At 58.0% G+C, this 24430-nt stretch carries 22 protein-coding genes; 11 read left to right on the forward strand and 11 right to left on the reverse strand.

What is annotated here, in order from left to right; translation table 11 throughout:
• The first annotated feature begins 4 nt into the window (after positions 1-4).
• Together GOW98_RS07140 and GOW98_RS07145 are read left to right on the forward strand one after the other, a co-directional pair.
• Positions 5-982, forward strand: coding sequence for an ABC transporter ATP-binding protein (locus GOW98_RS07140; RefSeq protein WP_170330414.1), 978 nt, complete (start codon positions 5-7; stop codon positions 980-982).
• Positions 979-1935, forward strand: coding sequence for an ABC transporter ATP-binding protein (locus GOW98_RS07145; RefSeq protein WP_170330416.1), 957 nt, complete (start codon positions 979-981; stop codon positions 1933-1935). The genes GOW98_RS07140 and GOW98_RS07145 overlap by 4 nt, the downstream gene beginning before the upstream one ends.
• A 6-nt stretch (positions 1936-1941) precedes the next feature.
• Here GOW98_RS07145 and GOW98_RS07150 read toward each other — a convergent pair whose 3' ends face one another.
• Entirely contained in the window at positions 1942-2616 is a 675-nt protein-coding gene (locus tag GOW98_RS07150) for a GntR family transcriptional regulator (protein WP_170330418.1), read from the reverse strand.
• 308 nt (positions 2617-2924) lie between these two features.
• On the opposite strand from GOW98_RS07150, the gene psrA reads away from it, so the two are divergent.
• From psrA to phnY, 3 genes are read left to right on the forward strand one after another with little or no spacing between them, the layout of a single operon-like run.
• The gene (psrA, locus tag GOW98_RS07155; protein ID WP_170330421.1) at positions 2925-4040 is read left to right on the forward strand and encodes an iron-containing alcohol dehydrogenase PsrA; all 1116 of its coding nucleotides are present in this window, start codon (positions 2925-2927) and stop codon (positions 4038-4040) included.
• A 54-nt stretch (positions 4041-4094) separates the two neighbouring features.
• Positions 4095-5339, forward strand: coding sequence for a phosphonoacetate hydrolase (phnA, locus tag GOW98_RS07160; RefSeq protein WP_170330423.1), 1245 nt, complete (start codon positions 4095-4097; stop codon positions 5337-5339).
• Between the two features lie 12 nt (positions 5340-5351).
• Positions 5352-6800 carry a phosphonoacetaldehyde dehydrogenase gene (gene phnY / locus GOW98_RS07165; protein WP_170330425.1) on the forward strand — a complete coding sequence of 483 codons (1449 nt, stop codon included), beginning with the start codon at positions 5352-5354 and terminating at the stop codon, positions 6798-6800.
• A gap of 65 nt (positions 6801-6865) precedes the next feature.
• Here phnY and GOW98_RS07170 read toward each other — a convergent pair whose 3' ends face one another.
• Genes GOW98_RS07170 through GOW98_RS07205 form a run of 8 tightly spaced genes read right to left on the reverse strand, consistent with a single transcriptional unit; the run spans position 6866 to position 14143 of the window.
• Positions 6866-7708, reverse strand: a complete 843-nt coding sequence (locus tag GOW98_RS07170; protein WP_170330428.1) for a fumarylacetoacetate hydrolase family protein — start codon at positions 7706-7708, stop codon at positions 6866-6868.
• 18 nt (positions 7709-7726) lie between these two features.
• Positions 7727-8473: an SDR family oxidoreductase gene (locus tag GOW98_RS07175; RefSeq protein ID WP_170330430.1), complete on the reverse strand. Its 747-nt coding sequence runs from the start codon at positions 8471-8473 to the stop codon at positions 7727-7729.
• 8 nt (positions 8474-8481) lie between these two features.
• Positions 8482-9984, reverse strand: a complete 1503-nt coding sequence (locus GOW98_RS07180) for an aldehyde dehydrogenase (NADP(+)) (protein ID WP_170330432.1) — start codon at positions 9982-9984, stop codon at positions 8482-8484.
• Between the two features lie 13 nt (positions 9985-9997).
• Complete coding sequence (locus tag GOW98_RS07185) at positions 9998-11110, reverse strand: fumarylacetoacetate hydrolase family protein (protein WP_170330435.1); 1113 nt, start codon at positions 11108-11110, stop codon at positions 9998-10000.
• A 1-nt stretch (position 11111) separates the two neighbouring features.
• Entirely contained in the window at positions 11112-11942 is an 831-nt protein-coding gene (locus GOW98_RS07190; protein ID WP_170330437.1) for an amidohydrolase family protein, read from the reverse strand.
• Positions 11939-12367: an RbsD/FucU family protein gene (locus GOW98_RS07195; RefSeq protein ID WP_170330439.1), complete on the reverse strand. Its 429-nt coding sequence runs from the start codon at positions 12365-12367 to the stop codon at positions 11939-11941. Before GOW98_RS07195 ends, GOW98_RS07190 begins: the two co-directional genes overlap by 4 nt.
• Positions 12357-13409, reverse strand: a complete 1053-nt coding sequence (locus GOW98_RS07200; RefSeq protein WP_170330441.1) for an aldo/keto reductase — start codon at positions 13407-13409, stop codon at positions 12357-12359. Before GOW98_RS07200 ends, GOW98_RS07195 begins: the two co-directional genes overlap by 11 nt.
• Positions 13406-14143, reverse strand: coding sequence for a GntR family transcriptional regulator (locus tag GOW98_RS07205; RefSeq protein WP_170330443.1), 738 nt, complete (start codon positions 14141-14143; stop codon positions 13406-13408). Before GOW98_RS07205 ends, GOW98_RS07200 begins: the two co-directional genes overlap by 4 nt.
• Positions 14144-14225: 82 nt before the next feature.
• Here GOW98_RS07205 and GOW98_RS07210 point away from each other — a divergent pair, with 82 nt between their 5' ends.
• The 6 genes from GOW98_RS07210 to GOW98_RS07235 all read left to right on the forward strand — a co-directional run bounded on the left by GOW98_RS07210 (position 14226) and on the right by GOW98_RS07235 (position 22032).
• Positions 14226-15779: a UxaA family hydrolase gene (locus GOW98_RS07210; protein WP_170330445.1), complete on the forward strand. Its 1554-nt coding sequence runs from the start codon at positions 14226-14228 to the stop codon at positions 15777-15779.
• 41 nt (positions 15780-15820) lie between these two features.
• Positions 15821-17347 (forward strand): sugar ABC transporter ATP-binding protein, encoded by a 1527-nt coding sequence (locus tag GOW98_RS07215; protein WP_170330448.1) that lies wholly within the window; start codon positions 15821-15823, stop codon positions 17345-17347.
• Positions 17344-18351: an ABC transporter permease gene (locus tag GOW98_RS07220; RefSeq protein ID WP_170330449.1), complete on the forward strand. Its 1008-nt coding sequence runs from the start codon at positions 17344-17346 to the stop codon at positions 18349-18351. The genes GOW98_RS07215 and GOW98_RS07220 overlap by 4 nt, the downstream gene beginning before the upstream one ends.
• A 36-nt stretch (positions 18352-18387) precedes the next feature.
• Positions 18388-19332 carry an ABC transporter substrate-binding protein gene (locus GOW98_RS07225; RefSeq protein ID WP_170330451.1) on the forward strand — a complete coding sequence of 315 codons (945 nt, stop codon included), beginning with the start codon at positions 18388-18390 and terminating at the stop codon, positions 19330-19332.
• A gap of 193 nt (positions 19333-19525) precedes the next feature.
• Positions 19526-20170: a GNAT family N-acetyltransferase gene (locus GOW98_RS07230; protein ID WP_254437930.1), complete on the forward strand. Its 645-nt coding sequence runs from the start codon at positions 19526-19528 to the stop codon at positions 20168-20170.
• 92 nt (positions 20171-20262) lie between these two features.
• On the forward strand, positions 20263-22032 hold the full coding sequence (locus GOW98_RS07235) for an adenylate/guanylate cyclase domain-containing protein (protein WP_170330453.1): 1770 nt from the start codon (positions 20263-20265) through the stop codon (positions 22030-22032).
• A gap of 74 nt (positions 22033-22106) precedes the next feature.
• Here the strand turns inward: GOW98_RS07235 and GOW98_RS07240 are convergent, their stop codons facing one another.
• A complete protein-coding gene (locus GOW98_RS07240; protein WP_170330455.1) occupies positions 22107-22958 on the reverse strand; it encodes a hypothetical protein in 852 nt (283 codons plus the stop codon).
• A gap of 151 nt (positions 22959-23109) precedes the next feature.
• Complete coding sequence (locus GOW98_RS07245; RefSeq protein ID WP_170330457.1) at positions 23110-24402, reverse strand: hypothetical protein; 1293 nt, start codon at positions 24400-24402, stop codon at positions 23110-23112.
• Positions 24403-24430: the final 28 nt, after the last annotated feature.

Here is a 24430-nt window from a genome sequence, read left to right on the forward strand (position 1 = left end):
CGACATGAGCCTGTTGGATATCCGAAACCTCACCGTCGAATTCGCAACCGCTTCGGGCAAGTTCCGGGCCGTGGACGGGGTGGACCTGTCGGTCGACAAGGGCGAGTTGATGGCCATCGTCGGCGAAAGCGGCTCGGGCAAATCTGTGTCGATGCTGGCGCTGATGGGTCTGCTGCCCTGGACCGCCACGATCACCGCCGACCAGTTAAGTTTCGAAGGCATCGACCTGACCAAAATCTCGGCCCGCGACCGCCGTAAGATCATCGGTAAAGACATCGCCATGATCTTTCAGGAGCCGATGTCGTCGCTGAACCCCTGCTTCACGGTCGGCTTTCAGATCAAGGAAGCCCTGCGCATCCATCTGGGCCTGAATCGAAAAGACCGCCACCAACGCGCCATTGAGCTGTTCGATCAGGTCGGTATCCCGGCCCCGGAAAGCCGCCTGAACACTTTTCCGCACCAGATGTCGGGAGGGATGAATCAGCGGGTAATGATCGCGATGGCGATTGCCTGCACTCCGAAACTGCTGATCGCGGATGAACCCACAACGGCGCTGGACGTGACCATTCAGGCGCAGATTCTGGATCTGCTGGTACGGTTGCGTGACGAACAGGGCATGGGTCTGGTGCTGATCACCCACGATATGGGCGTGGTTGCTGAAACGGCCGAGCGCGTGCAGGTGCAATATGCCGGCCAAAAAGTCGAGGAACAGCCCGTCAAAGACCTGTTTCGGACACCGCGCCATCCCTACACCTCGGCGCTTCTGAGCGCATTGCCGGAACGGGCCACATCGAAAATGTTGCCTACCATTCCGGGCGTGGTCCCCGGTCAGTTCGACCGGCCCAAAGGGTGCCTGTTCAGCCCCCGATGCCAGTTTGCGGACGATCTGTGCCGTTCCCTGCCGCCGACCCCGCATAGTGCGGAGTTCGGCAAGGCCCGCTGCCACTATGTCGAAAAGATAACCGCCGGAGAAATGGCATGACCGCACCTATTGTTCAGGCAAGCGCCTTGGCTCGGCACTACATCGTCAAGGGCGGGTTGCTGTCGAAACCGGCAACGGTCAAAGCTCTGTCCGGCGTCGATTTCGACCTGAAACCCGGCAAAACTCTGGCCATCGTCGGTGAATCCGGCTGTGGGAAATCGACACTCGCGCGCGTGGTGACGATGATCGAGGAGCCGACCTCGGGCAATCTGACCATCGACGGTGTCGACATCACACCATCAAAATGGGCGCAGATGCGCGAGACGGTTCAGATCGTGTTTCAAGACCCTTACGGCTCGCTCAATCCACGCCAGCGGATCGGGCAAATCTTGCAGGAACCGCTGATCATCAACCGGCCCGACATGTCTGCCGCTGATCGCGAAGCTCGGGCGCGTGAGATGATCGACCTCGTCGGTCTGCGCCCCGAACATTACGACCGCTATCCGCATATGTTCTCGGGCGGGCAGCGTCAGCGGATCGCCATCGCACGCGCGCTGATGCTCAACCCCAAGGTGCTTGTGCTGGACGAGCCGGTCTCGGCGCTGGATGTCTCGATCCAGTCGCAGATTCTGAACCTTCTGGTCGAACTGCAAGAGCGTCTGAACCTGGCCTATCTTTTCATCTCGCATGACCTGTCGGTGGTGAAACACTTCGCCGATGACGTGATTGTAATGTATCTGGGTCGGGCCGTTGAAAAAGCCCCGAAAGAGCTGCTGTTCGCAGCCCCCCGGCATCCCTATTCCAAGGCGCTACTGTCCACGACCCCGCGTGCCGACCCAGAGGCGCGGAAAGAGCGGATCAAATTGGAAGGTGAGCTGCCCTCACCAATGAACATCCCCAAAGGTTGTGCTTTTGCTCAACGTTGCTGGCTGGCGACCGAGGAATGCCGTGCCGCCCCACCCGAACTGAGCGGTGAGGACCATCAGGTGGCCTGCCTGCATCCTCTGGATTAATTGGGCTTATTCGCTTTTGCGCGTGGCAATGACCATTTCCAGCAACTGGTCCTTGGTGCGCTGAATATGTCGGGTCAGCAGGGCGCAGGCGTCCTCGACCCGGCCGTCGCGGGCCAGTGACAACAGTTCTCTATGGTCTTTCTTGGCCGGTTCGCGTTGTTCCATGACGCTGAGGTGCATCCGGACATACCGGTCGGATTGCACATTGACCCGCTGAAGGATTTCATTGCTCAACCCGCGCCCCGCGGCAGCATAAAGCGCCATATGGTATTCGTTGTTCAGACTACCCCAGCGGCCCACATCATAGGCGTCGTAGGACTTCTCCATCTCATCCAGAATCCGGTCGCATTCGATGAAATCAGCCTCAGCCATCTGCGGGATGGCGCGTTGGAACAGATCCACTTCCAGCAACACGCGCAGATCAAAAATCTCACCGATTTCTGATAGCGAATGCTTGGTGACCGATGCGCCTCGATTGTTGGTCAACTGCACAAGACCTTCGGCATCCAGCCGTTTCAGCGCCTCGCGGATCGGCATACGCGAGACGTCGTAATCCTCGGCCAGTGCTTCCTGTCTGATGGTCTCGCCTTCGGCCATTTCACCACTCAGAATCCGCTCGCGTAGATCGTTGGTGATGACTTCGGGCAGGCTTTGTCGGGGGATCGCGCGGGTTCTGGGCATTCGGTGGTCTCGGGTGCATGAAACTTGTATCCAAAATACAAAATGAGGGATGGATTTCCAAGTCCCTTACACGCCTTGATTACAATCAGGTGACACGCCGCATCTGGTGGCAAGGTCAACCGAGTTTCATCCCCGTTTCACGTCCTTTCTCCAAACTGGTTTCAAGCGGTTAAGACTGAAACACGGGTGCAGTTAAACTATAGCTTCAATCAATGAAATAGATCAAAACAATCTATTGGACCGATGGAGAAATTTGCAGCAGATTGCGCCCAACAAGGCGAATCCTTTGTTTTGGTGTGAGACCCCTGATGTGGACATATTCCAACCCGGTTAGAACTTTGTTCGGTACCGGAACATTAAACGAAGTGCCGCAGCTGATCATTGGCCGCCGATACGCTTTGGTGACCTATCCTGACGCACCGTTTCAGGCGATGGCGGGGCAATTGGCGGAAATGGCCGGGCCTGCCGCATTGGTCATTGATGACGTCGCCCCCAACCCGGATTACCGCCTGCTGCAGGAGCAATGCGCCCGCTTCGACGATGTGGACGTTATCGTCGCTTTGGGCGGCGGGTCGGTGATCGACTCGGCCAAGGTGTTTGCTGCCGCCGCAGGGGATTTCAGCAAGGTCGCCCGGTTTCTGGAAACCAAAACCGGTGCCGAGGACCTGGCCGCAACCCCGATCATCGCAATCCCCACAACTGCCGGTACAGGCAGTGAGGTCACCTGCTGGGCCACCGTCTGGCAGGAAGAGACCGGCAAGAAATTCTCGCTGGCGCGGCCCAATCTCTACCCGGAATCGGCGGTGATCGACCCGGCGCTTATGGTTAACAAACCCTACGGGCTGACATTGGCCACCGGGCTGGACACGCTATCCCACGCGCTAGAGAGCATCTGGAACATCAACGCCAACCCAATCTCGGCCCGCCACGCGGTTGCCGCCGCCCGGCAGGTGCTGGACACGCTGCCCGCATTGCTGAGCGATCTGGGCAATCTGCAACTGCGCACCCGCATGGCCGAAGCGTCCCTGAGTGCCGGTCTGGCTTTCTCCAACACCAAGACCGCCATAGCGCATAGCCTGTCCTATCCGATCACACTGGGATGGGGGGTGCAGCATGGCATCGCGTGCTCGTTCAATCTGCCGGTGATCCTGCGGTCGGTGGATGGCCTTGGCGGCTTTCGTCAGGACGCACTGCATGAGATCTTCGGACCCGATCTTGCAGCCGGGGCTGACAGATTGAACGCCTTCCTGACCGGGCTCGGTGTGGCCACCCGGTTCGCAGATTACGGCATCTCCGAAAACCAACGCACGAACATCATCAATGACGCCTTCGCCGGAGAGCGCGGCCGTAACTTTGCCGGAACAAAAGACGCCTTCCTCGCTGCCGAGAAGGCGATGCAATCCTCACGCCCGAAAGTGGCGTGATCGAACCCAACCCTAACTCAGGCGCCTAAGCACGCCATCACCAAGGACCAAGAGATGACACTTCACACCCCGATCACGGCCAACGAGCGGGTCTACCCTCAGCCCAAAGTTCCCGCAATCGCCATTTGCCTGGACGGGTGCGAGCCGGAATATCTGGAAGTCGCCATTGCCAAGGGCCTGATGCCGACGCTCAAGCGCATTCGTGAAACCGGCACCGACCGCCTGGCGCATTCGGTGATCCCATCCTTCACCAACCCCAACAACCTGTCGATCGCGACCGGACGTCCGCCCATCGTGCACGGCATCTGCGGCAACTACCTGATCGACCCGGACAGTGGTGAAGAGGTGATGATGAACGACGTACGCTTCCTGCGCGCGCCGACCATTTTCTCGCAATTCTATGAGGCCGGGTACCGCGTTGCCATGGTCACCGCCAAGGACAAGCTGCGCGCGCTGCTGGGCGCTGGCCTGAAATTTGACGAAGACCGCGCGGTTGCCTTCTCGTCCGAACGTTCGGGTGAAACTACCAAAGCCGAACACGGCATCGACAACGCCAGCGAATGGCTGGGCATGGACGTCCCCGAGGTCTATTCGGCCGAACTGTCCGAGTTTGTTTTCGCCGCAGGCGTCAAGCTGCTGAAGGAATTCAAGCCGGACATCATGTACCTGTCGACCACCGACTACATCCAGCACAAGTTCGCCCCCGAACAGCAGGGCGCGCTGGATTTCTATGCCATGTTCGACAAGTATCTGGCGCAGCTGGACGAGCTGGGAGCTGCCATCGTCATCACTGCCGACCATGGCATGAAGCCCAAGCACAACGTAGCGGGCGAACCCAACGTCATCTATGCGCAGGACCTGATGGACGAATGGCTGGGTAAGGACGCCGCCCGCGTTATCCTGCCGATCACCGACCCCTACGTAGTGCACCACGGCGCGCTGGGATCATTCGCCACAGCTTACCTGCCGGAAGGTGCCGACAAGGCCGACATCATGGCCAAACTGGACGCCATTGAGGACATGATCCTGGTGGTTGACAAGGAAGAGGCGATCCGCCGCTTTGAACTGCCCGCCGACCGGATTGGAGACATTGTCATGATCTCGGGCGAAACTATGACCATCGGCACCTCGGCCGACCGCCACGATCTGGCTGCGCTTAAGGAACCGCTGCGCAGCCATGGTGGTTTGACCGAGCAGGAAGTCCCCTTCATCGTCAACCGCGTTATCGATCTGGGCAACGCGCCCGAGCTGCGCAACTTTGACGCCTTCTTCTACGCCACCACAGCGGCGGCCCAGTAAATGGACGGGATCATGAATACATCTGACATCCGCAACGAAGGGATGCGCATCGGTGGAGAGATTGTCTTTACCGAGGCCACCGTTCCCGTGCGCTATCCCTACACCAACGAAGTGGTCGGCCATGTGCCGGCTGGCACCGCCGAGCACGCCCGCAAGGCGTTCGAGGTTGCGGCGAACTACACACCCAAGCTGACCCGGTACGAGCGCAGCCAGATCCTGCAACGTGCCGGTGAACTGATCGGCGAAAAGCGCGAGTATCTGGCCAAGTGGTTGACGCTGGAACTTGGCATCTGCCACCAGCACGCAATCTATGAGACCAAGCGCGCGCAGGACGTCTATCAATTCGCCGCCGCCGAGGCGCTGAAAGACGATGGCGAGATTTTCTCATGCGATCTGACCCATAACGGCAAGGAACGGAAGATTTTCACCAAGCGTGAACCGGTCAAAGCCATCAGCGCGATCACCCCATTCAACCACCCGCTGAATATGGTCAGCCATAAGATCGCGCCTGCGATTGCAACGAACAACTGCATGGTGTGCAAACCGACCGAACTGACCCCGCTTACCGCTCTGACACTGGCGGATATCCTCTATGAGGCCGGTCTGCCGCCCGAGATGTTCCAGGTGGTCACCGGCTGGCCGCAGGATATCGGCGAAGAGATGATCACCAATGAACACATCGACATCATCACCTTCACCGGTGGTGTACCGGTGGGCAAAATGATCGCCTCGAAAGCGGGTTACAAACGTCAGGCGCTGGAACTGGGTGGCAATGACCCCCTGATCGTTTTGAACGACCTGAGCGATGCCGATCTGGAGAAAGCCGCCACTATCGCCGTGGCCGGGGCCACCGGTAACTCGGGCCAGCGCTGCACCGCGATCAAACGCATCTTGGTGCAGGAAAGCGTGGCAGACAAATTCGTCCCGCTGGTTCTGGAGAAAGCCAAAAAGCTCAAGTTTGGCGATCCGCAGGACCCCGAGACCGAGCTGGGTTGCGTAATCCATGCCGAGGCCGCCGAGCTGTTCGAAAAACGCGTCTACATGGCCGAGGAAGAGGGTGCGGAAATCCTCTACCACCCCGGTCGTCAGGGCGCATTGCTGCCGCCCATCGTGGTCGACAAGGTGCCCCATAACAGCGAGTTGGTGATGGAAGAGACCTTTGGTCCAATCGTCCCAATCGTGCGCGTGCCGGACAATGACGCCGAAGTCATGGCGATCTCGAACAGCACCGAGTTCGGCCTGTCCTCGGGCGTGTGCACCAACGACCTGAACCGCGCGATTGCATATATCAACGGGCTGGACGTCGGTACCTGCAACATCTGGGAACAGCCGGGTTACCGGATCGAAATGTCCCCGTTTGGGGGCATCAAGGACAGCGGCAACGGCGTCAAGGAAGGCGTCATCGAAGCGATGAAGTTTTTCACTAACGTTAAAACCTATTCGCTGCCCTGGCCGGGCTGATTGACTGACAATAAAAACAATAAGGCCCCGGCCCATTTGGCCGGGGCCTTTTTCATCTCGGCAGATCAGCCCTGCACAACATCCTGACGCTGCACGCCCAGCCCTTCGATGCCCAGCTCCATCTTGTCGCCGGGCTTAAGATAGGTCTGCGGGTTCTGCCCCATGCCCACGCCCGGAGGCGTCCCGGTCGAGATCACATCGCCCGGTTGTAGCGACATGAATTGCGACAGGTGCGAGACCACGGTGGCGACACCGAAATGCATCGTGTTGGTCGATCCGTCCTGATAGCGGTGGCCGTTGACCTCAAGATACATCGGCAGGTTCTGCGGATCGGTAACTTCGTCCCGTGTCACCAACCAAGGACCAATCGGACCGAACGTGTCAGCGGATTTGCCTTTGACCCATTGCCCCGAGCGATGCAGCTGAAAGTCACGCTCTGACAGGTCGTTGACCACGCAATAGCCAGCCACGTGGTCCAGCGCGTCGACCTCGGAGACGTATTTTGCCTCTTTGCCGATCACCACGCCCAGTTCAACTTCCCAATCTGTCTTAACCGAACCGCGCGGGATTTCGACGGTGTCGTTCGGTCCGACGATAGCAGAGGTCGCCTTGAAAAAGATCACCGGTTCGGCAGGCAGCTCCATACCGCTTTCGGCCGCGTGGTCAGCGTAGTTCAGTCCGATGCAGATGAACTTGCCTACCTGACCCACACAGGCACCGATGCGCAGGTTGCCCTCGACAACCGGCAGTCCTGCCAGATCGAGCGCGCGCAAGCGCGCCAGACCCTCGTCGCCCAGCACATCGCCCGAAATATCGCCAATAACGCCGGACAGATCGCGGATATTTCCGTCCTCATCCAGCGCACCGGGTTTTTCCGCGCCAACCGGTCCATAGCGTAAAAGCTTCATTTCCTGTTCCTTTTCAACTCAGATGGTCCAGCCGCCATCGATGGCAAAGGGCTGACCCGTGGTATAGTTGCTGGCGTCGCTTGCCAGATACAGCGCAAGTTCGGCCACTTCCTCGGCCGTTCCGATCCGGCCCATCGGCTGACGCGCGATGAAATCCGTCATGGCCTGTTCGTAGTCGCCAGTGGCGCGCAGCCGGTCGTGCAGGCTGGGGCTGGCGACCGTGCCAGGGCAGATTGCGTTGCAGCGAATTCCTTGGGTCACGAAATCTGCGGCCACCGACTTGGTCAAACCGATCACCGCCGCTTTGGAGGCACAATAGGCGAACCGGTTCGGTACACCTTTCAGAGATGACGCGACCGAAGACATGTTGATGATTGATCCGCCGCCGTTTACCAGCATCGCAGGCAGGGTCAGGCGGATCAGCCGGTACATGGCCTTGACGTTCAGATCAAAGCTGAAGTCCCAGTCCTTTTCCTCGCATTCCAGAATTGACCCACCCGCAACATAGCCCGCGCAGTTGAACAACACGTCCAACGGCGGCAGCTCCGCCGTGGCGGCCTGAACGGCACCCGCGTCAGTGACGTCCAGTTTCAGAGTTTGAACATCGGGGATTTTCGCCAAATCGGACAGCGACGCCTCATTGATATCGCACGCAATGACTTGCGCGCCTTCGGCTGCAAAAAGCTCTACCGAGGCGCGCCCGATCCCTTGGCCTGCAGCTGTAATCAGGGCAGTTTTGCCGGATAAACGGTTTGAGGAAGTCATCGGGTCTCTCACACTTGTTCAGGCAGAAGTTCCACCGGCAGGTTCTGATAGCAAACCGGTCGCAAAAAACGCCGGATCGACAGGGTGCCGACCGAGGTCGCGCCGAAATTGGTCGAGGCAGGGTAGGGGCCACCATGCACCATGCTGTCGCAGACCTCGACACCGGTAGGGAAGTCGTTGGCCAGCAGCCGTCCGGCCTTACGTTCCAGCACGGGCACCAGTTTGCGCGCGGTGTCCGCATCCTCGGCGTCCGTGTGCAGGGTGCAGGTCAGTTGGCCTTCAATTGCGCGGGCGATGTCGGTCATCTGATCAACGTCCCGGGCGCGCACGATGATGCCGGTGGGGCCAAAGACCTCATCGTGCAGGCTGTCATCGGCCAGCCAATTGTCGCCCGAGACGGCAAACAGGTTTGGCGCTGCGCTGCGGGGCGCGCTGTCTTTGCTGACAATCTGAATAACTCCGGCACCCTCGGAGAATTGTGCCACTCCCTTGCGATACGCGTCTGAAATTCCGCTGGTCAGCATGGTCTGCTCTGCGGTCTCGGCCAAAGCGGACTGCGCCGCCGCCTGCAGGGCATCCGCATCCGGTCCGTCAACTACGATGGCAATGCCGGGATTGGTGCAGAACTGACCTGCACCCATGGTCAGGGAACCGGCCCAGCCGGTGCCGATCTCGGCACCCCGGGCCGCTGCGGCTTTGGGCAGAACAAACATCGGGTTGACCGAGCCCAGCTCACCAAAGAACGGGATAGGTTCGGGGCGCTGCGCGCAGATGTCAAACAGCGCGCGACCGGCACGCAATGATCCGGTGAACCCGACTGCTCGGATCAGAGGGTGCTGCGCCAGAGCGGTTCCGACCCCGATCCCATCGCTTTGGATCAACGAGAACGTGCCCGCAGGGGTGCCGGTCGCCTTGATCGCCGCGTCAATCGCTTGCGCCACGATCTCACCGGTGCCGGGATGTGCCGGGTGGCCTTTGACAACCACGGGACAGCCCGCAGCCAAGGCCGCCGCCGTATCCCCACCCGCGACCGAGAACGCCAGCGGAAAGTTCGACGCCCCAAACACTGCGACCGGGCCCAAAGGTCGCTGGATCATCTGCAGGTCAGGACGAGGCAAGGGCGCTCGGTCCGGCAAGGCTGGGTCGTGGCGATGGTCCAGATACGCGCCGGTTTCGATGTGATCTGCGAACAGGCGCAATTGGCCAACAGTCCTGCCTCGCTCACCTTGCAGCCGCGCCTCGGGTAGGCCGGTTTCCTGACATCCGATTTCGGTGATCGCGTCGCCGCGTGCGTCAATCTCATCTGCAATTTTCCGCAGCAGCGCAGCGCGCTCGGTCCGCGTGGACCAGCCGAATGTGGCAAAGGCTTCTTCCGCCGCCTGAACGGCGGTGTCCACATGCGCAGGCGTCCCAACAGAGAAGTCATGGCTTGGCCCGTGTGCTGGGTCCGATGCGAAAGTGGCCTCGGTCCCGACCCATTCGCCCGCGATCAGGTGCTTTCCGGTCAACATGTTCAATTCTTCCTTAAATCAGCCCGCGCCGGGCGAGGTTTCGCATCAGGTGAGACGCCCCGAACTTCCATTCCGGGCATTCGGTCGACAGGCGCACGGTGTTGGTCAGCGCACCCAGCTTATCGTTTGAAATCGTGACGATATCACCCAGTTTATGAGTGAACCCACCCCCCGGAGCATCGCGATCCTGGGTCGGTGCAAAGAGGGTTCCGAGAAACAGCATGATACCATCGGGATACTGGTGATGCCGACCAATTGTCTGGGTCACCAGATCGACCGGGTCACGGCTGATCTGCGCCATCGAGGAATGGCCTTGCATCTCAAAGCCATCAGGCCCGGTCACAGTCAGCGTCAGCTCTGCGGCGCGTACGTCATCCAGCGAGAAGCTTTCATCGAACAGCCGGATCATTGGCCCGATCGCGCACGAGGCGTTGTTGTCCTTGGCCTTGCTCAACAGCAGGGCTGAGCGCCCCTCGACATCGCGCAGGTTGACGTCATTGCCCAGCGTTGCGCCCTTGATCTGACCCTGTGAACTGACGGCCAGAACCACCTCGGGTTCGGGATTATTCCAGGTTGAGATCGGGTGCAGGCCAACATCCGCGCCAAACCCCACTGAAGACAGTACCTGCGCCTTGGAGAACACCTCGGCATCCGGGCCGATTCCGACTTCCAGATACTGGCTCCACAGGCCCTCGGTGATCAGTGCCTCTTTCGCTCGTTCGGCCGCGTCAGACCCGGGCACGATATTGGTCAGGCTGTCGCCGATGCGAGCGCCAATACGGGAGCGGATCGCGTCGGCTTTGGCCGGGTCACCGGCGGCTTGCTCTTCGATCACACGCTCAACCATGGAGCCCGCGAAGGTAACACCGCAGGCCTTCACCGCCTGCAGATCGCATGGGGCCAGCCACTGGTGGCCGGCGTCCAGCGGACCCAAGGTCTCACCCGGTGCTGAGCGTGTGTAGTCGGCAGCATCATCGCGTTCCACGATATCGCGCACGGTCGGTGCTTCTTTGGACGTGATATCAAGCAGTTGCCCGTCGCGGAAGGTCACGACGCATGGACCAATACCCTCACGCTCCACACGTCCCAGCCACAGTCCGCCAGTATCCAGATTTGGAAATGCCATTTTAACCCCTGAGGTTATAGGCCCGGGTAGCATTGCCCCCCAGCACCGCTTTTCGTTCGGTTTCGGTCAGCGCGCTCAGCAGCTCGTCGGTAGTGTCCAGCCAGCGCTGATAACTGCTGGCCAATGTACAGACCGGCCAGTCGCTGCCCCAGATCAGGCGGGATGGACCGAAAGTGTCCAGCAAATGGTCGACATACGGGCGCAGGTCGTCGGTCGTCCAATCCGGCGCGGCTTCGGTGACCAGACCCGACAGCTTGCACCAGGCGTCGGTATCGCTGGCAAGTGCGGCCATGTCTTCTGCCCATCCTGAGATCACTCCATCCCGGATCAGCGGTTTTGATCCATGATCGATCACAACGCGCATCTGCGGGTGAAGTGCCAGAAGTTGACGCAACGGGCCAAGATGCTGCGGCTGTGTCAGGGCATCAAAGGTCAGATCATGGCGTTGGACTGCGTCGAACGCCGGGGTCAGAGCGTTCCCCAGCATCCAGTTCGGATCAGGGATGTCTTGGATCATCGGTCGCAACCCGACCAGAGCCGGGTGCGCGGACAGCGCCTCAATCTGCGCGGGTGCATCGGCAGCCTTGAAATCGACCCAGCCGACAACGCCTTTGATAAACGGCGTCTGATCGGCCAGAGACAGCATATATTCCGTCTCGGCGATCGTTGGGGCGGCCTGCACCAAAACCGTACCTTCGATCCCTGCGGCCTTGATAAGGGGCGCCAGATCATCGGGTGTGAAATCTCGGTAGATCACGGTAAGTTCCGGCGTCAGCCAGCCATAATCACCCCGTGCCAAGGCCCAGAAATGCTGGTGTGCGTCGATCCTCATCCAATGACGCCTTTCTTGAGGATGATGTTGCCGTACAGTCGCCGCTCACCTGTCTGGACGATGGCAAAAGCACTGGCGGAACGGTCATAGAAGGCAAATCGCTCCAGCCCCTGAATGCGGGCAGGATTGTCTGCCGTGGCATCGATGATGGACTGAAAGTCTGCCACGGCTTCGGGAACAGCGTCAGGGTCACCGACCACCTGCATGGTCAGCGCCGGGTCAGGCACGAATGTGTCCAGTGGCATGACGGACAGGACCGCCCGCAGCATCTCACTGGCTGAAGACCCATCAGCGCGGATGCAATTCGGTCCTGTACTAGAGCCCGGAAAATTCGCGTCTGCGATGACAATCTCATCCCCGTGACCCATGGCCCGCAGTGTGAGTATCAGTTCAGGCGAAAGGATCGGATCGATGTTACGCAGCATTGGCGGCCTCGGCGGGCAGAGGTGCGTCAGGGCGGATCAGGCCCTCGGACCGCAGATCAGACCAAAGCCCAGCCGGGATATTTCGATCCAGCAAAGCGACATTGGACTGCACTTCGGTGGCACTGACCGCGCCGGGGATCACGGTTTTGACGCAAGGATGGCCCAGAACGAACTGCAAGGCTGCCGCGATCAGTGGCGTGTCATGTGCGGCGCAAACAGCCTCGATCTTGCGCACCCGATCCAGAATGTCCTCGGGCGCATCGGCGTAGTTGTATTTGGCGCCGGGCACAGCCCCGGTGGCCAGAATGCCCGAGTTATACGGCCCGCCCAGAATGATCCCAACATCGCGTTCCTCACAAAGCGGCAGGAAACTGTCCAATGCCTCTTGTTCCAGCAGCGTATATCGGCCTGCCAGCAGAAACGCGTCGAAATCACCAAGCCCCAGCAGTTTCTCGCAAACCTGCCATTCATTCACACCAGCACCGATCGCCGCGACCTCACCAGCATCCCGCAATTCAGTCAACGCCTTGTAGCCGCCGCCATCGAACAGCTCGCGCACTTTGGCGTCAGACATTTCCTGACTGCCCTGACTGAAGACGCAAACATCGTGCACCAACAGTATGTCGGCATTGGCCACTCCGATCCGTTCCCGGCTTTCTTCGTAAGAGCGCATCACGCCGTCATAGGTGTAGTCAAACACGATCCGTTTTTGCGGCACGTCCACAAAAGCCTCGGGTGTCACCTCATGCGGTTCGCAATCCAACAACAGGCGACCGATCTTGGTCGACAGTTGGATGTTCTCACGCCCAAAGCGGGCAATCGCTTCGCCAAATCGATGCTCGGACCGGCCGAGGCCATATTGCGGGGCGGTGTCGAAGAACCGAATGCCCGCGTCAAAAGCCGCCTGCAAGGCTGCCTGCGCGTCCGCATCCGGGACTTTGCGATAGAGATTTCCCAGTGGCGCGCCACCAAAACCCATTCGAGTTAATGGCACAGGCCGTGCAGTGCGGTGATTCAATAGTTCGGTTTGCGAAACGGTCATCCTGCTTCCCGTGCTGGCTGAGTAGAGAGGTTAAAAAGGTGCGGTTGCTCCTGAATCAGCACCTCAATCCGCGGCATAAGCTGCCCCAAGTGGTGCCGCATGGCAGCCTGAGCTGTGTGCTCGTTACGCTCCAGAATGGCAGCGTAGATGGCGCGGTGTTCTTCCAGAGTTTCCGCGATGCGCCCCGGCGTTGGCAGCAACAGCATCCGAGCCCGACTAACTTGCAGGGATACGGTTTGTGCCACATCACCCAGGCGTTTGAAGCCCGTAAATTGCATCAGTAAGGCGTGGAATTCCTCATCGGCCTGATAGAAGCCGGGAATGTCCTCATCCTCGATCATCAGCTCTTGCATGCGCATATTTCGGCTGAGTTTCTTGCGCTGATCTTCCGTCAGGTCCCGAGCAACCTTGGCAACAGTTGCGAGTTCCAGCGCTTCACGAAGGAACATGCCTTCGCGGATTTCCGGCATCGAGAAATAGGAAACTCGTGTACCTGACTGCGGCACGACATCTACCAGCCCTTCGGCGGCCAGCCGGGCGATCGCTTCGGTCACAGGTGCGCGCGACACGCCCAGCCGTTCGCAGATCGGCGCCTTTCTGAGCGTCGCACCCGGCGGAAAGTCCAATGAAAGAATGGCCTGCTTGATCGCCTGATAAACCCGCTGCGCCAGCGAGCCCTCATCCGACGCAATATCGCGCAAAACCTGCGCGTCGATGTCTTGTGGTTTAGTCATAAGACTGATCTATCATACTAACATGTTAGTTGACAAGTGCGTGATTGCCGTTTAGCAATTTGACCAAGCAAGCGGGGACGGGATGCAAGCAGACCAGAAAAATAAGGCCTCTAACGCAGCGACTCGCGACACGGTCAGGCTGAACCCGGATGACAATGTCGTGATCGCTTTGCGAAATTTGCAGGCTGGTGAACAGCCGTTTGACCTTTCCATACCGCTAACCGAAGCAATTGCGCGGGGGCACAAGATCGCCGCCGCTCCGATCCCGTCGGGTGAAAATGTCATTCGGTACGGGCAGATCATCGGGCAGGCAAAGGCGGACATCGCTCTGGGTGAGCATGTCCACGTACACAACCTTGGAATGGGCGCGCACCAACAAGACTATGCGCATGCAAGCGCGAATGTGCCGCTGCCGGAAATAAACGAAGCGCGCACCTTCCAAGGCTTTCACCGCTCAGACGGGAAAGTAGGCACACGAAACTATATTGGCATTCTGACGACGGTGAATTGTTCCGGCTCGGTGGCGCGTTTCATTGCTGAAGCCGCCCAGAAGACTGGCATTCTGGAAGAGTTCCCTAATGTCGACGGGGTAGTGCCGATCGTGCACGGCACTGGCTGCGGCATGTCAGGCAAGGACGAGGGCTATGCAACCTTGTTCCGCACTTTGGCCGGATATGCCCAACACCCGAATTTTGCGGGCATTCTGCTGATCGGATTGGGCTGCGAGGTCATGCAAGTGGCCGATCTGGTAGGCGGTCGCCCGATCCGGCAGGACGGTGTACTGCGCTATATGACCATTCAGAATGAAGGCGGCACCCGCCGGACCATAGAGCGCGGTTTGGAAGAATTGCGCGGCATCGCGGAGTTGGCCAATCAAGCGACACGTTCACCAGCCCCGCTCAGCGCGATCACGGTCGGGATGCAGTGTGGGGGATCCGACGGGTACTCGGGGATCACTGCCAACCCGGCGTTGGGATATGCCTCGGACCTTCTGGTTCGGCACGGCGGGACGACAATCCTGTCGGAAACGTCTGAAGTCTATGGGGCCGAGCATCTTTTGACCCGGCGCGCCGAAACGCCCGAAGTGGGTCAAAAACTGATCGACCGTATTCACTGGTGGGAAGACTACACCGCCCGAAATGGCGGAGAGATGGACAACAACCCCAGCCCTGGCAACAAGCGCGGCGGGCTGACCACCATTTTGGAGAAATCGCTGGGCGCCGTGGCCAAAGGCGGCACTGCGCCAATGCGAGATGTCTATAAATTCGGCGAGATGATCGACAAAAAGGGCTTTGTTTTCATGGACAGCCCCGGGTTCGATCCATGCTCGGTCACAGGGCAGGTGGCCTCGGGCGCAAACCTGATTGTGTTCACCACAGGCCGCGGCTCGGTCTCAGGCTATCAGCCAACCCCCTGTATCAAGCTGGCGACGAACTCCGAAATGTACGCGCGTATGGCCGATGACATGGACCTGAACTGCGGCGACATCGTCACCGACGGGATCAGCATCGAATCCAAGGGCGAAGAGCTGTTCGAAATTCTGATCCGGGTCGCATCCGGTGAGAAAACCAAAAGTGAGGACCTTGGCTTTGGGGGCGTCGAATTCGTCCCCTGGCAAATCGGCGCGGTGATGTAACCCGCGTAGCCCTTAGGGAGAGGGGCGATATGGGAGGAAAAATGACAAAACTGGTCGACATGACGGGGATCGACAAACACTTCCCCGGGGTGCACGCGCTGAAATCCGTGCAGTTCGATCTGTTCCCGGGCGAGGTTCACGCACTGATGGGCGAGAACGGCGCCGGGAAAAGCACGCTGATGAAAATCCTGTCGGGGATTTATCAGCGCGATGGCGGCGATCTGGTGATCGAAGGCAAATCGGTCAGCCCCACCACCCCGCGCGAGGCACAGGATCTGGGGATCGGCATCATCCATCAGGAACTGAGCCTGATGAACGATCTGACCGTTGCGCAGAACATCTTTATCGGCCGCGAACCCCGCAAGAGCTTTGGGCGATTAGATGAGGCCGCGTTGAATGCTCAAACCGCCGAGATTTTCGCCTCAATGAACCTGTCGCTGGACCCGAAAACACTGGTTGGCAGCCTGACGATTGCGAAACAGCAGATGGTTGAGATCGCCAAGGCGCTGTCCTATAGATCCAAGGTTCTGATCATGGACGAACCTACAGCCGCCCTGAATGACGCCGAGATCGCCGAGTTGTTCGTGATCATCCGTCGCCTCAAGGCCGAGGGTGTGGGCATCGTCTATATCAGCCACAAGATGGATGAACTGAAGCAAATCGCCGACCGCGTCACAGTTATGCGTGACGGAGAGTATGTCGGCACAGTCGACGCCGCGGACACACCGATCAGCCAGATCATCGCGATGATGGTGGGGCGCGAAGTGAACGAGGAACCTCTGGACGTGCCCGATCTGGGCGATGCTGAGGTGTCGTTGCAGGTGTCGAACCTGACGCGGGGCAAAGACATCCACGACGTTAGTTTTTCGGTTCAGAAGGGTGAGATTCTGGGCTTTGCCGGGTTGATGGGGGCAGGGCGCACCGAAGTTGCGCGTGCCATTTTCGGGGCCGATCCGAAAGATGCCGGGGAAATCCGTGTCCATGGCAAGCCGGTCTCGATCAAATCGCCGAAGGACGCGGTGCGTGCGGGGATCGGCTATCTGTCGGAAGACCGCAAACACTTTGGCCTAGCTACGGGCATGAACGTGCGGGACAATATCGCGCTGGCCTCAATGGACTTGTTCACTGCGACAGGTGGTGTTCTGAACGATGGCGAGATCAGCACCACCGCCAAGAGTTATATCAAGCAGCTTGGCATACGTACCCCGTCTGATGTGCAGGAGGTTCGGCTGTTGTCAGGCGGCAACCAGCAGAAGGTTGTCATCGCAAAATGGTTGCTGCGCGACTGCGATATTCTGATCTTTGACGAGCCCACCCGCGGCATCGACGTGGGTGCGAAGTCCGAGATCTACAAGCTGCTCGAGGAATTGGCCGAACAGGGTAAGACGATCATCGTGATTTCGTCCGAATTGCCCGAGATTATGCGCCTCAGCCACCGCATCGCCGTGATGTGCGAAGGCCGGTTGACCGGCATTCTGCCCGGCGGAAAAGACACCACTCAGGAAGACATCATGCATCTGGCCACCCAACGGGCGGCGGCAATGCAGGTAACAGGGACAGTGCAATGACCACAGCCACAGATATCGACAAGAAAAAGCCCCTCGCGGGTCTGTCGGAAAGCGGCGCCTATCAAAAGCTGCTGGCGTTTGCCAGTTTGATCGCCTTGCTGATCGGGTTTTCGATCGCGTCGCCCAACTTCATGCAGACCTCGAACATGATCGCCATTCTACAGGCCACCTCGGTCAACGGAGTGCTGGCGGTGGCGGCGACTTTGATCATCATCACCGGAGGGATTGACCTGTCGCTGGGGACGTTGATGACGTTCTGCGCGGTGATCGCGGGTGTGGTGCTGACCTATCTGGGGATGCCGTTGTTGCTGGGTGTTGCGGCGGCCATTGGGGCGGGTGCGCTCTGCGGGCTGTGCTCGGGCACCTTCGTCGCCAAGATGAAAATCCCGCCCTTCATCGCCACGCTCGGCATGATGCTGATCCTCAAGGGACTGTCACTTGTAATCTCGGGCACCCGACCGATCTATTTCAACAACACACCGGGCTTTGATCAGATCTCGCGCGGATCGCTTATCGGAGAGGTCTTCCCGGCGCTGCCCATCCCCAACGGCGTGCTGATCCTGTTTCTGGTGGCTATCGCGGCCTCGTACATTCTGGGGCGCACGGTTTTGGGGCGCTACACCTTTGCGTTGGGGTCAAACGAAGAGGCCGTACGCCTGTCTGGTGTGAATACCGACATGTGGAAAATGCGCATCTACGCGCTGGCCGGGGCCATTTGCGGTATCGCCGGAATCCTCATCGCCTCCCGTCTGAATTCTGCGCAGCCAGCGTTGGGTCTGGGGTATGAACTTGAGGCCATCGCTGCCGTGGTGATTGGCGGGACATCCCTGTCCGGTGGGCGCGGCACAATCCTGGGAACGCTGATCGGAGCGCTGATCATGGCCGTGTTGACCAACGGGTTGCGCGTGCTGTCAGTGGCGCAGGAATGGCAAACCGTCGTGACCGGCGCAATCATCATTCTGGCCGTCTATGCCGACATGGCGCGACGGAAGAAAACCGGCTGAACCAACATACAAACGACCAACAAGGAGGAGAACAACATGTTAACACGTCGTTTCATTCTAGGGGCGCTGAGTGCCGCCACCCTTGCAGCACCGGCCTCGATGGCTGCGGCCGAGGATATCTACATCCCGCTGGTGTCCAAAGGCTTCCAGCACCAGTTCTGGCAGGCGGTGAAATCCGGAGCCGAGCAGGCAGCGGATGAGTATGGCGTGACCATCACATTTGAAGGCCCCGACAACGAGACCATGGTTGACCGCCAGATCGACATGCTGGCCGCGGCACTGGCCAACAACCCCAAGGCCATCGGCTTTGCCGCGTTGGACAGCCAGGCCGCCATCCCGCTGCTGAAGCAAGCTGATGAAAAAGGCATTCCAATTATTGCCTTCGACAGCGGCGTCGACAGCGATATCCCCGTTTCCACGGCAACCACTGACAACTTGGCGGCTGCAGGTCTGGCTGCAGACAAGATGGCCGAAATGTTGGGCGGAAAAGGCAAGGTCGCCGTGGTCGCGCATGACCAGACCAGCCGTACTGGCATCGACCGCCGTGATGGGTTCGTGAACCGCATCGCCGAGAAATACCCGGATATCGAGGTTGTGACCGTTCAATACGGGCAGGGCGACCACCTGAAATCGACTGAAGTCACCAAGGCCATCCTGACCGCAAATCCGGATCTGAACGGCATCTTCGGCACCAACGAAGGCTCGGCTATTGGCGTTGTAAACGGTGTGCAGGAACTGGGCACCGAAGGGCTGGTCATCATTGGTTATGACAGCGGCAAAGCTCAGAAAGATGCGATCAAGAGCGGGCTGATGGCTGGTGCTATTACCCAAAATCCGGTTGGTATCGGCTATGAAACCGTCAAAGCGGCTGTATCTGCTTTGAACGGCGAAGAGGTTCCAGCCCTGATCGACACGGGCTTCTACTACTACGATGCTTCGAACATGGACGATCCGAAAATTTCGGCCGTTCTTTACGATTAACTACCACGCCACTCGCAAAGAACCGGTCTGCTTGTTTCAAGCGGGCCGGTTTTTCTTTTGTTTCGGCCAGTCACGCGAACTGTGACGGAACAAATTTGCCGGGCCGGATGTTTTCTCAATTCGTATTTGCTGAACAAGTGTGTTAGGGTCCGGGAAGTGTTTTTTCTGATTTCAATTAAAGGTAGTTGATTCATTGCCAGACAAATCCAACAGCATTTTTAAGCTGCGTCCTCTGGAAAAGGCGGATCTGGAAGTCATCAGCCCCTGGTTTCAGGATATTGAAGACCTCGCACGATTTGACCGTAAGCTACGCATTCCGTTTAACATGACGCAAACCGAAGAAGCTTGGAGCGATGTTTTCTGCGTATCTGGCAGCGACCACAAGTGTTGGTTTGTTGTTGAATCAGACAGCGGGCAACTTCTGGGCCTCGCTGGCCTTGAGGGTATATCGTCAGTCAATCGGGACGCCGTTGTCGCAATGTTTGTTGAAAAATCTGCACGAAGACTGGGTCTCGCTGTCAGGGCGACAGCCCTGCTGGCAGATTTCGCGTTTCGGCAGCTTGGCTTGAACCGACTTACCTCGTATTATCGCGACGATAATCACATAAGCCGCGATCTTGTGGAAAGACTGGGTTGTCAGGTCGAGGGGACAATGAGGCAGGCCTGGTACGCGGATGGAGAATTCCACGACATGATCGTCGTTGGTGTTCTTAAGCAGGATTGGTTGGTTCGACGCCCAATACTTGCAAAAGAGCTTGACCCGAGCACACTCGTTACTTTCGGGTCGGGTGGCGTCTCAGATTGGTCCTGGCCACCGCAGGTCGGAGAGTGTGAGTAACGGGGTGTGAATTTGCTTTCAGAACGCAAATGCACTTCTTGCTATAAAAGAACGACAGGGTTCAAACGCAGCCCCCGAGACGAGTATTGAATGTGAACACTACAAGTCCAAATCCATCCATAACGCAAAAGCTGGGCGCAGTCTTGTTTGCCGATGTCGTTGGCTATTCACGCTTAATGAGCGAGAATGAACTGGATACATACAACGCACTGAAATCGTTGATTACTCAGCTTGAAGAGACGTGCGCTGCGTTTCACGGTCGGGTGGTTGAGGTGCGAGGCGACGGTATTCTGGCCCTTTTTGACACAGCGACCAGCGCGGTGGAGTTTGGTGTGGAGCTGCATCGAATCGCCAGCCAGCACAATCAAAAGCGCACCGATAATCAGCGAATCAAGTTTCGTGCTGGGGTCCACCTGGGCGAAATTCTGATCGACGATCGCGGCATACACGGCGACAACGTGAATATCGCAGCCCGACTTCAGGAAATTGCAGAGCCTGAAAGAGTTTATGTCAGCTCTGCCGTGTACGATCAGGTCTGCAACCGTCTGCGCTATGGGTATGAGTTTCTCGGGCCCAAACAGCTCAAGAACATTCTGTCCCCTGTCTCGACCTATTGCGTCCGCAGTGAAGTCGCAGGCGCCACGATGGCGGGAACAATGCGCCCTGACCTTCCCGGAGACATTCTGGAACGTCCAGACACGCCCTCGGTGGCAATTTTACCTTTCAGCAGTCAGGGTGGCGACGAGTCAGACAGTTGGATCGCCGAAGGGCTGACCGACGACATCATCATGAACCTGTCCAAATTCCGGAATCTGTTCGTGATCGCAAGGAATTCGTCGTTTTTCTTTAAAACGCAAGGGATGCCGCCGAAAGAGGCCGCGCAAAAGCTGAATGTACGCTATATTGCGCGCGGCAGCGTGCGGCGTTCTGCCAGCCGTATCCGGATTACTGCTGAACTGATCGATGCCACGACTGAACGCACCATCTGGGGCGAGCGGTTTGATCGCAAGATAGACGATATATTTGATATTCTCGACGAAGTAACTGAATGCATCGTGGCCGCAACAGCGGTGATGATTGAATCGCACGAAAAACAACGCATGATTCAGGCGATCCCGGCTGACCTTGAAGCCTATGGGTCTGTGTTGCAGGGCCAATATCACATTTTCAAATACACGCGGAACGACAACCGTAAGGCGCAGAACTTCTACGAGTCAGCGCTGGAACGGGACGAAGGCTATGCACGCGCAGCGGCGGCCTTGTCTCGCACACTGAACATCGACTGGCGTTATTCCTGGAGCGAAGACCCCTCGACTGCGTTGGATCAGGCGCTGATCTTTGCCCAACGAGCCATAGAGCTTGATCCCACAGATGCCCGTGGATTTGGGGAGTTGGGGTATGTCCATTTGTACCGAAAGGAACATGATGCGGCGCTGCAATCCTATAAGCGGGCCTTGGCGTTAAACCCCAATGATGCTGACATGCATTCGGATTTCGCCGATGCATTAGCTCATTGTGGTGAGAACGAAGCGGCAATCACGCATATCCAACAGGCAATGCGGTTGAACCCATATTTCCCGGACCAATACCTTTGGCATCTGGGTGGGGCGTATTTCAATCTCAGACGCTACGAGGACGCCATTGACACCGTCAATAAGATGAACAACCCCACCGAAGGACAACGTTTGCTGGCCGCAAGCTATGCTCAGCTTGGCCACATAGACCTTGCCCGTCAGATCGCCGACAAGCATCGGGCCGCGCACCCGAATTTTTCAATGGCCCGTTGGGGAACTGTCCAGCCGGACAAGATAGAAGAAGACACTCAACATTTCCTTGAGGGTCTGAAAAAGGCTGGGTTCTGAACCAAAAAGGCCCTGCTCATCCAGGGCCTTTCGCACAATTGTTCCGATACGAAGCTTTATACGGGTATCGCGCGTCAGTCTTCCGATCCCCGCGCACGTGCTCCACTGACTCTGGCTCCACTTACGCGTGCTCCACTGACTCTGGCCCCGCTCACTCGAGCACCACTGACTCTGGCCCCACTTACGCGGGCGCCGCTAATCGCTGGGCTGTCATCACCGAAATAGAGATCCAGCAGAACCTGTTCGAACATACCTGTCATCACATCCATGCGGATCGAATAATCGGCCTTGTCATAATTCCAGACGCGTATGCCGTCTGAAACCTGATAATCCGCCGATGCGACGCCGCTTTTTGAAGGATCCAGTGGCGAACGCGCATCCGCTCCACTTGCTGCAGCCGCAGGCTCTCCGTCCCCATGAACTAAAAAGACGGTCGGTTCCGGAAGCTCGTAGTACGTGCCCTCATAGGCAAATCCATAAATCCGTGCGAATTGGGCCGACAAATCCAGTTGAGAATCCAGCAGATTATTTCGACCTTCACCGCGCAAGTTGGCTTGCTTGAACGATTGTTTGGGAGGCGTCTTTTTCTGGCGCCATATTGAGCTTGCGAATTCAACACCCTTTTCTACTGCAACAAGACCGTCTTTGGGAATTTCCATTCGGGCCTCCAGCTTTTTCTTGTTTCCACCTGCTGGACTGACCTTATAAACACCATTCTGACTGGCTTTGTTTTTTCGTACTAGTATCAAATCATCATCTTGAACGTCTTCTCCGTCGATTTCCTTTTCAATGTCGTTAAAGTCATCGACCTTCTCGGTGGTGGCTAGTTGCACCGTCGATTCAACTCCTTTTTTAACGATCTGAAGATCGTCTACTGTGCGCCCAAACAACAACACTTCTGAGAAACTGAGCAAGGATTCAGACATACTATTCTCCCCCAAAATACGGGATTGACGAAGTCAGAACCCCATCTCCCCCTATAAATGAACTCGAACGTTAAGTTCGAGCAAATTGGTTTCAACAATCATCCTACGACTGCATGCCACAAAACCATTCAAAAATAAAGGATTTTGGGCGCTAGCCCGGTACCCGTGTGCGGACCGAATTTGAATGGCTGTCTTCGTTGGGATCAGGCAGGCGTGGCCCCGCAGTGGTCAACCCGATATCCCGCATCCGAAAGTTGCCCTCAATGATGTTTCGAAAGGCGCCGCCGGTGATCTCTTGATCTACGGCCAGCAAGGCCTTTTCCACTCCGAAATAGCTGAGCATATCGGCATCCAGCATCTCCCACGCGTCCGCCAGATAGGTGCCCAGAAAATCGCGCGCCTCAAGCAGGGCGATGCGGAATCCTTCGGGGTTCTCGGCGTATCGCTTGTTGAAAATACCCTGCATCACGCGGCTGTAGTCGGGAGAGCCTTCCAACTGATCTGACAGGTTCTCCTCTTCTGCCGAGATCAGGTGATGCACCAGCAAACGCTCGTGATAGATATCGACAAAAACGTCGAACATCGCTCCGGTCAGCGGTTCGGACAGCGCATGTTCGCTGGACCAGCCACCAGCGAATTCCGACAAGGACCGGCTATTGGTGGCAAGCCTGATCTGCGCATTCTCCGACAGTTCGGCAAATCGGCTAAGGCGATTGAAGGTATAGAGGTTCCCCCGCGTGTTATCCAGCAAATCATCGACTACCGAACCGAAGTGCAGCGACGCCAGCAATGCAACCAGATCAGCCGCGGACTCGTGAAATCCGTAATACTCGCCCGAGGCATCTCCGTCGGACGGCATCCCGATTACGCTGTAAATGATGGCGTGGCCAATCTCATGAGCGACCACATCGAAATTCAGGCTGTAGGGGCGGTATTCGTTGCCATGCTCATGGGTGCCGCCGGTTTCTAAAAACCCCCAACCGATATGTGCATTGTCCAGACTGGGCAGCAGCGACAATTCCAGCCGGTCGAAATCGCGGGCGAAATGCCACGGGATCGGGCGGTCGAAATAGCCCTGCCAGACATCCATAGTGAAATGGGCCGAACCAAACAGATGCGCGGCCTCAAACGCGGGATCGGTGGGGTCGATATGGATGAAGTTGCCAAATTCATCCGGCATGGCGGGCGGCTGGACATAACCGTCCCAAGGCGGCAGGTACATGCCCGGCCCGTTCGGACCCGGAACAATCGCGCCATACGGCGTGGTTTTTCCCACCGGGTTAACCGTATACATGCGTGGCCCGGACGGTCCGGGCCCGAGGCTGCCTTGTGGCGCGGAAACCTCAACCAGTTCCAGTTGGGCATTGGGTTCCAGAAATGGAGACTGCGGGTACAACAGAAACCGAGTCCCGGGTTCTTCTTCGATCTGTTCGGGTAAGTTCACTAAACGCCCTCCCGTGTGGTACCCCGTT

Source organism: Ruegeria arenilitoris (assembly GCF_013032445.1).
In the GTDB taxonomy this organism is placed as follows: Bacteria; Pseudomonadota; Alphaproteobacteria; order Rhodobacterales; family Rhodobacteraceae; genus Ruegeria; species Ruegeria arenilitoris_F.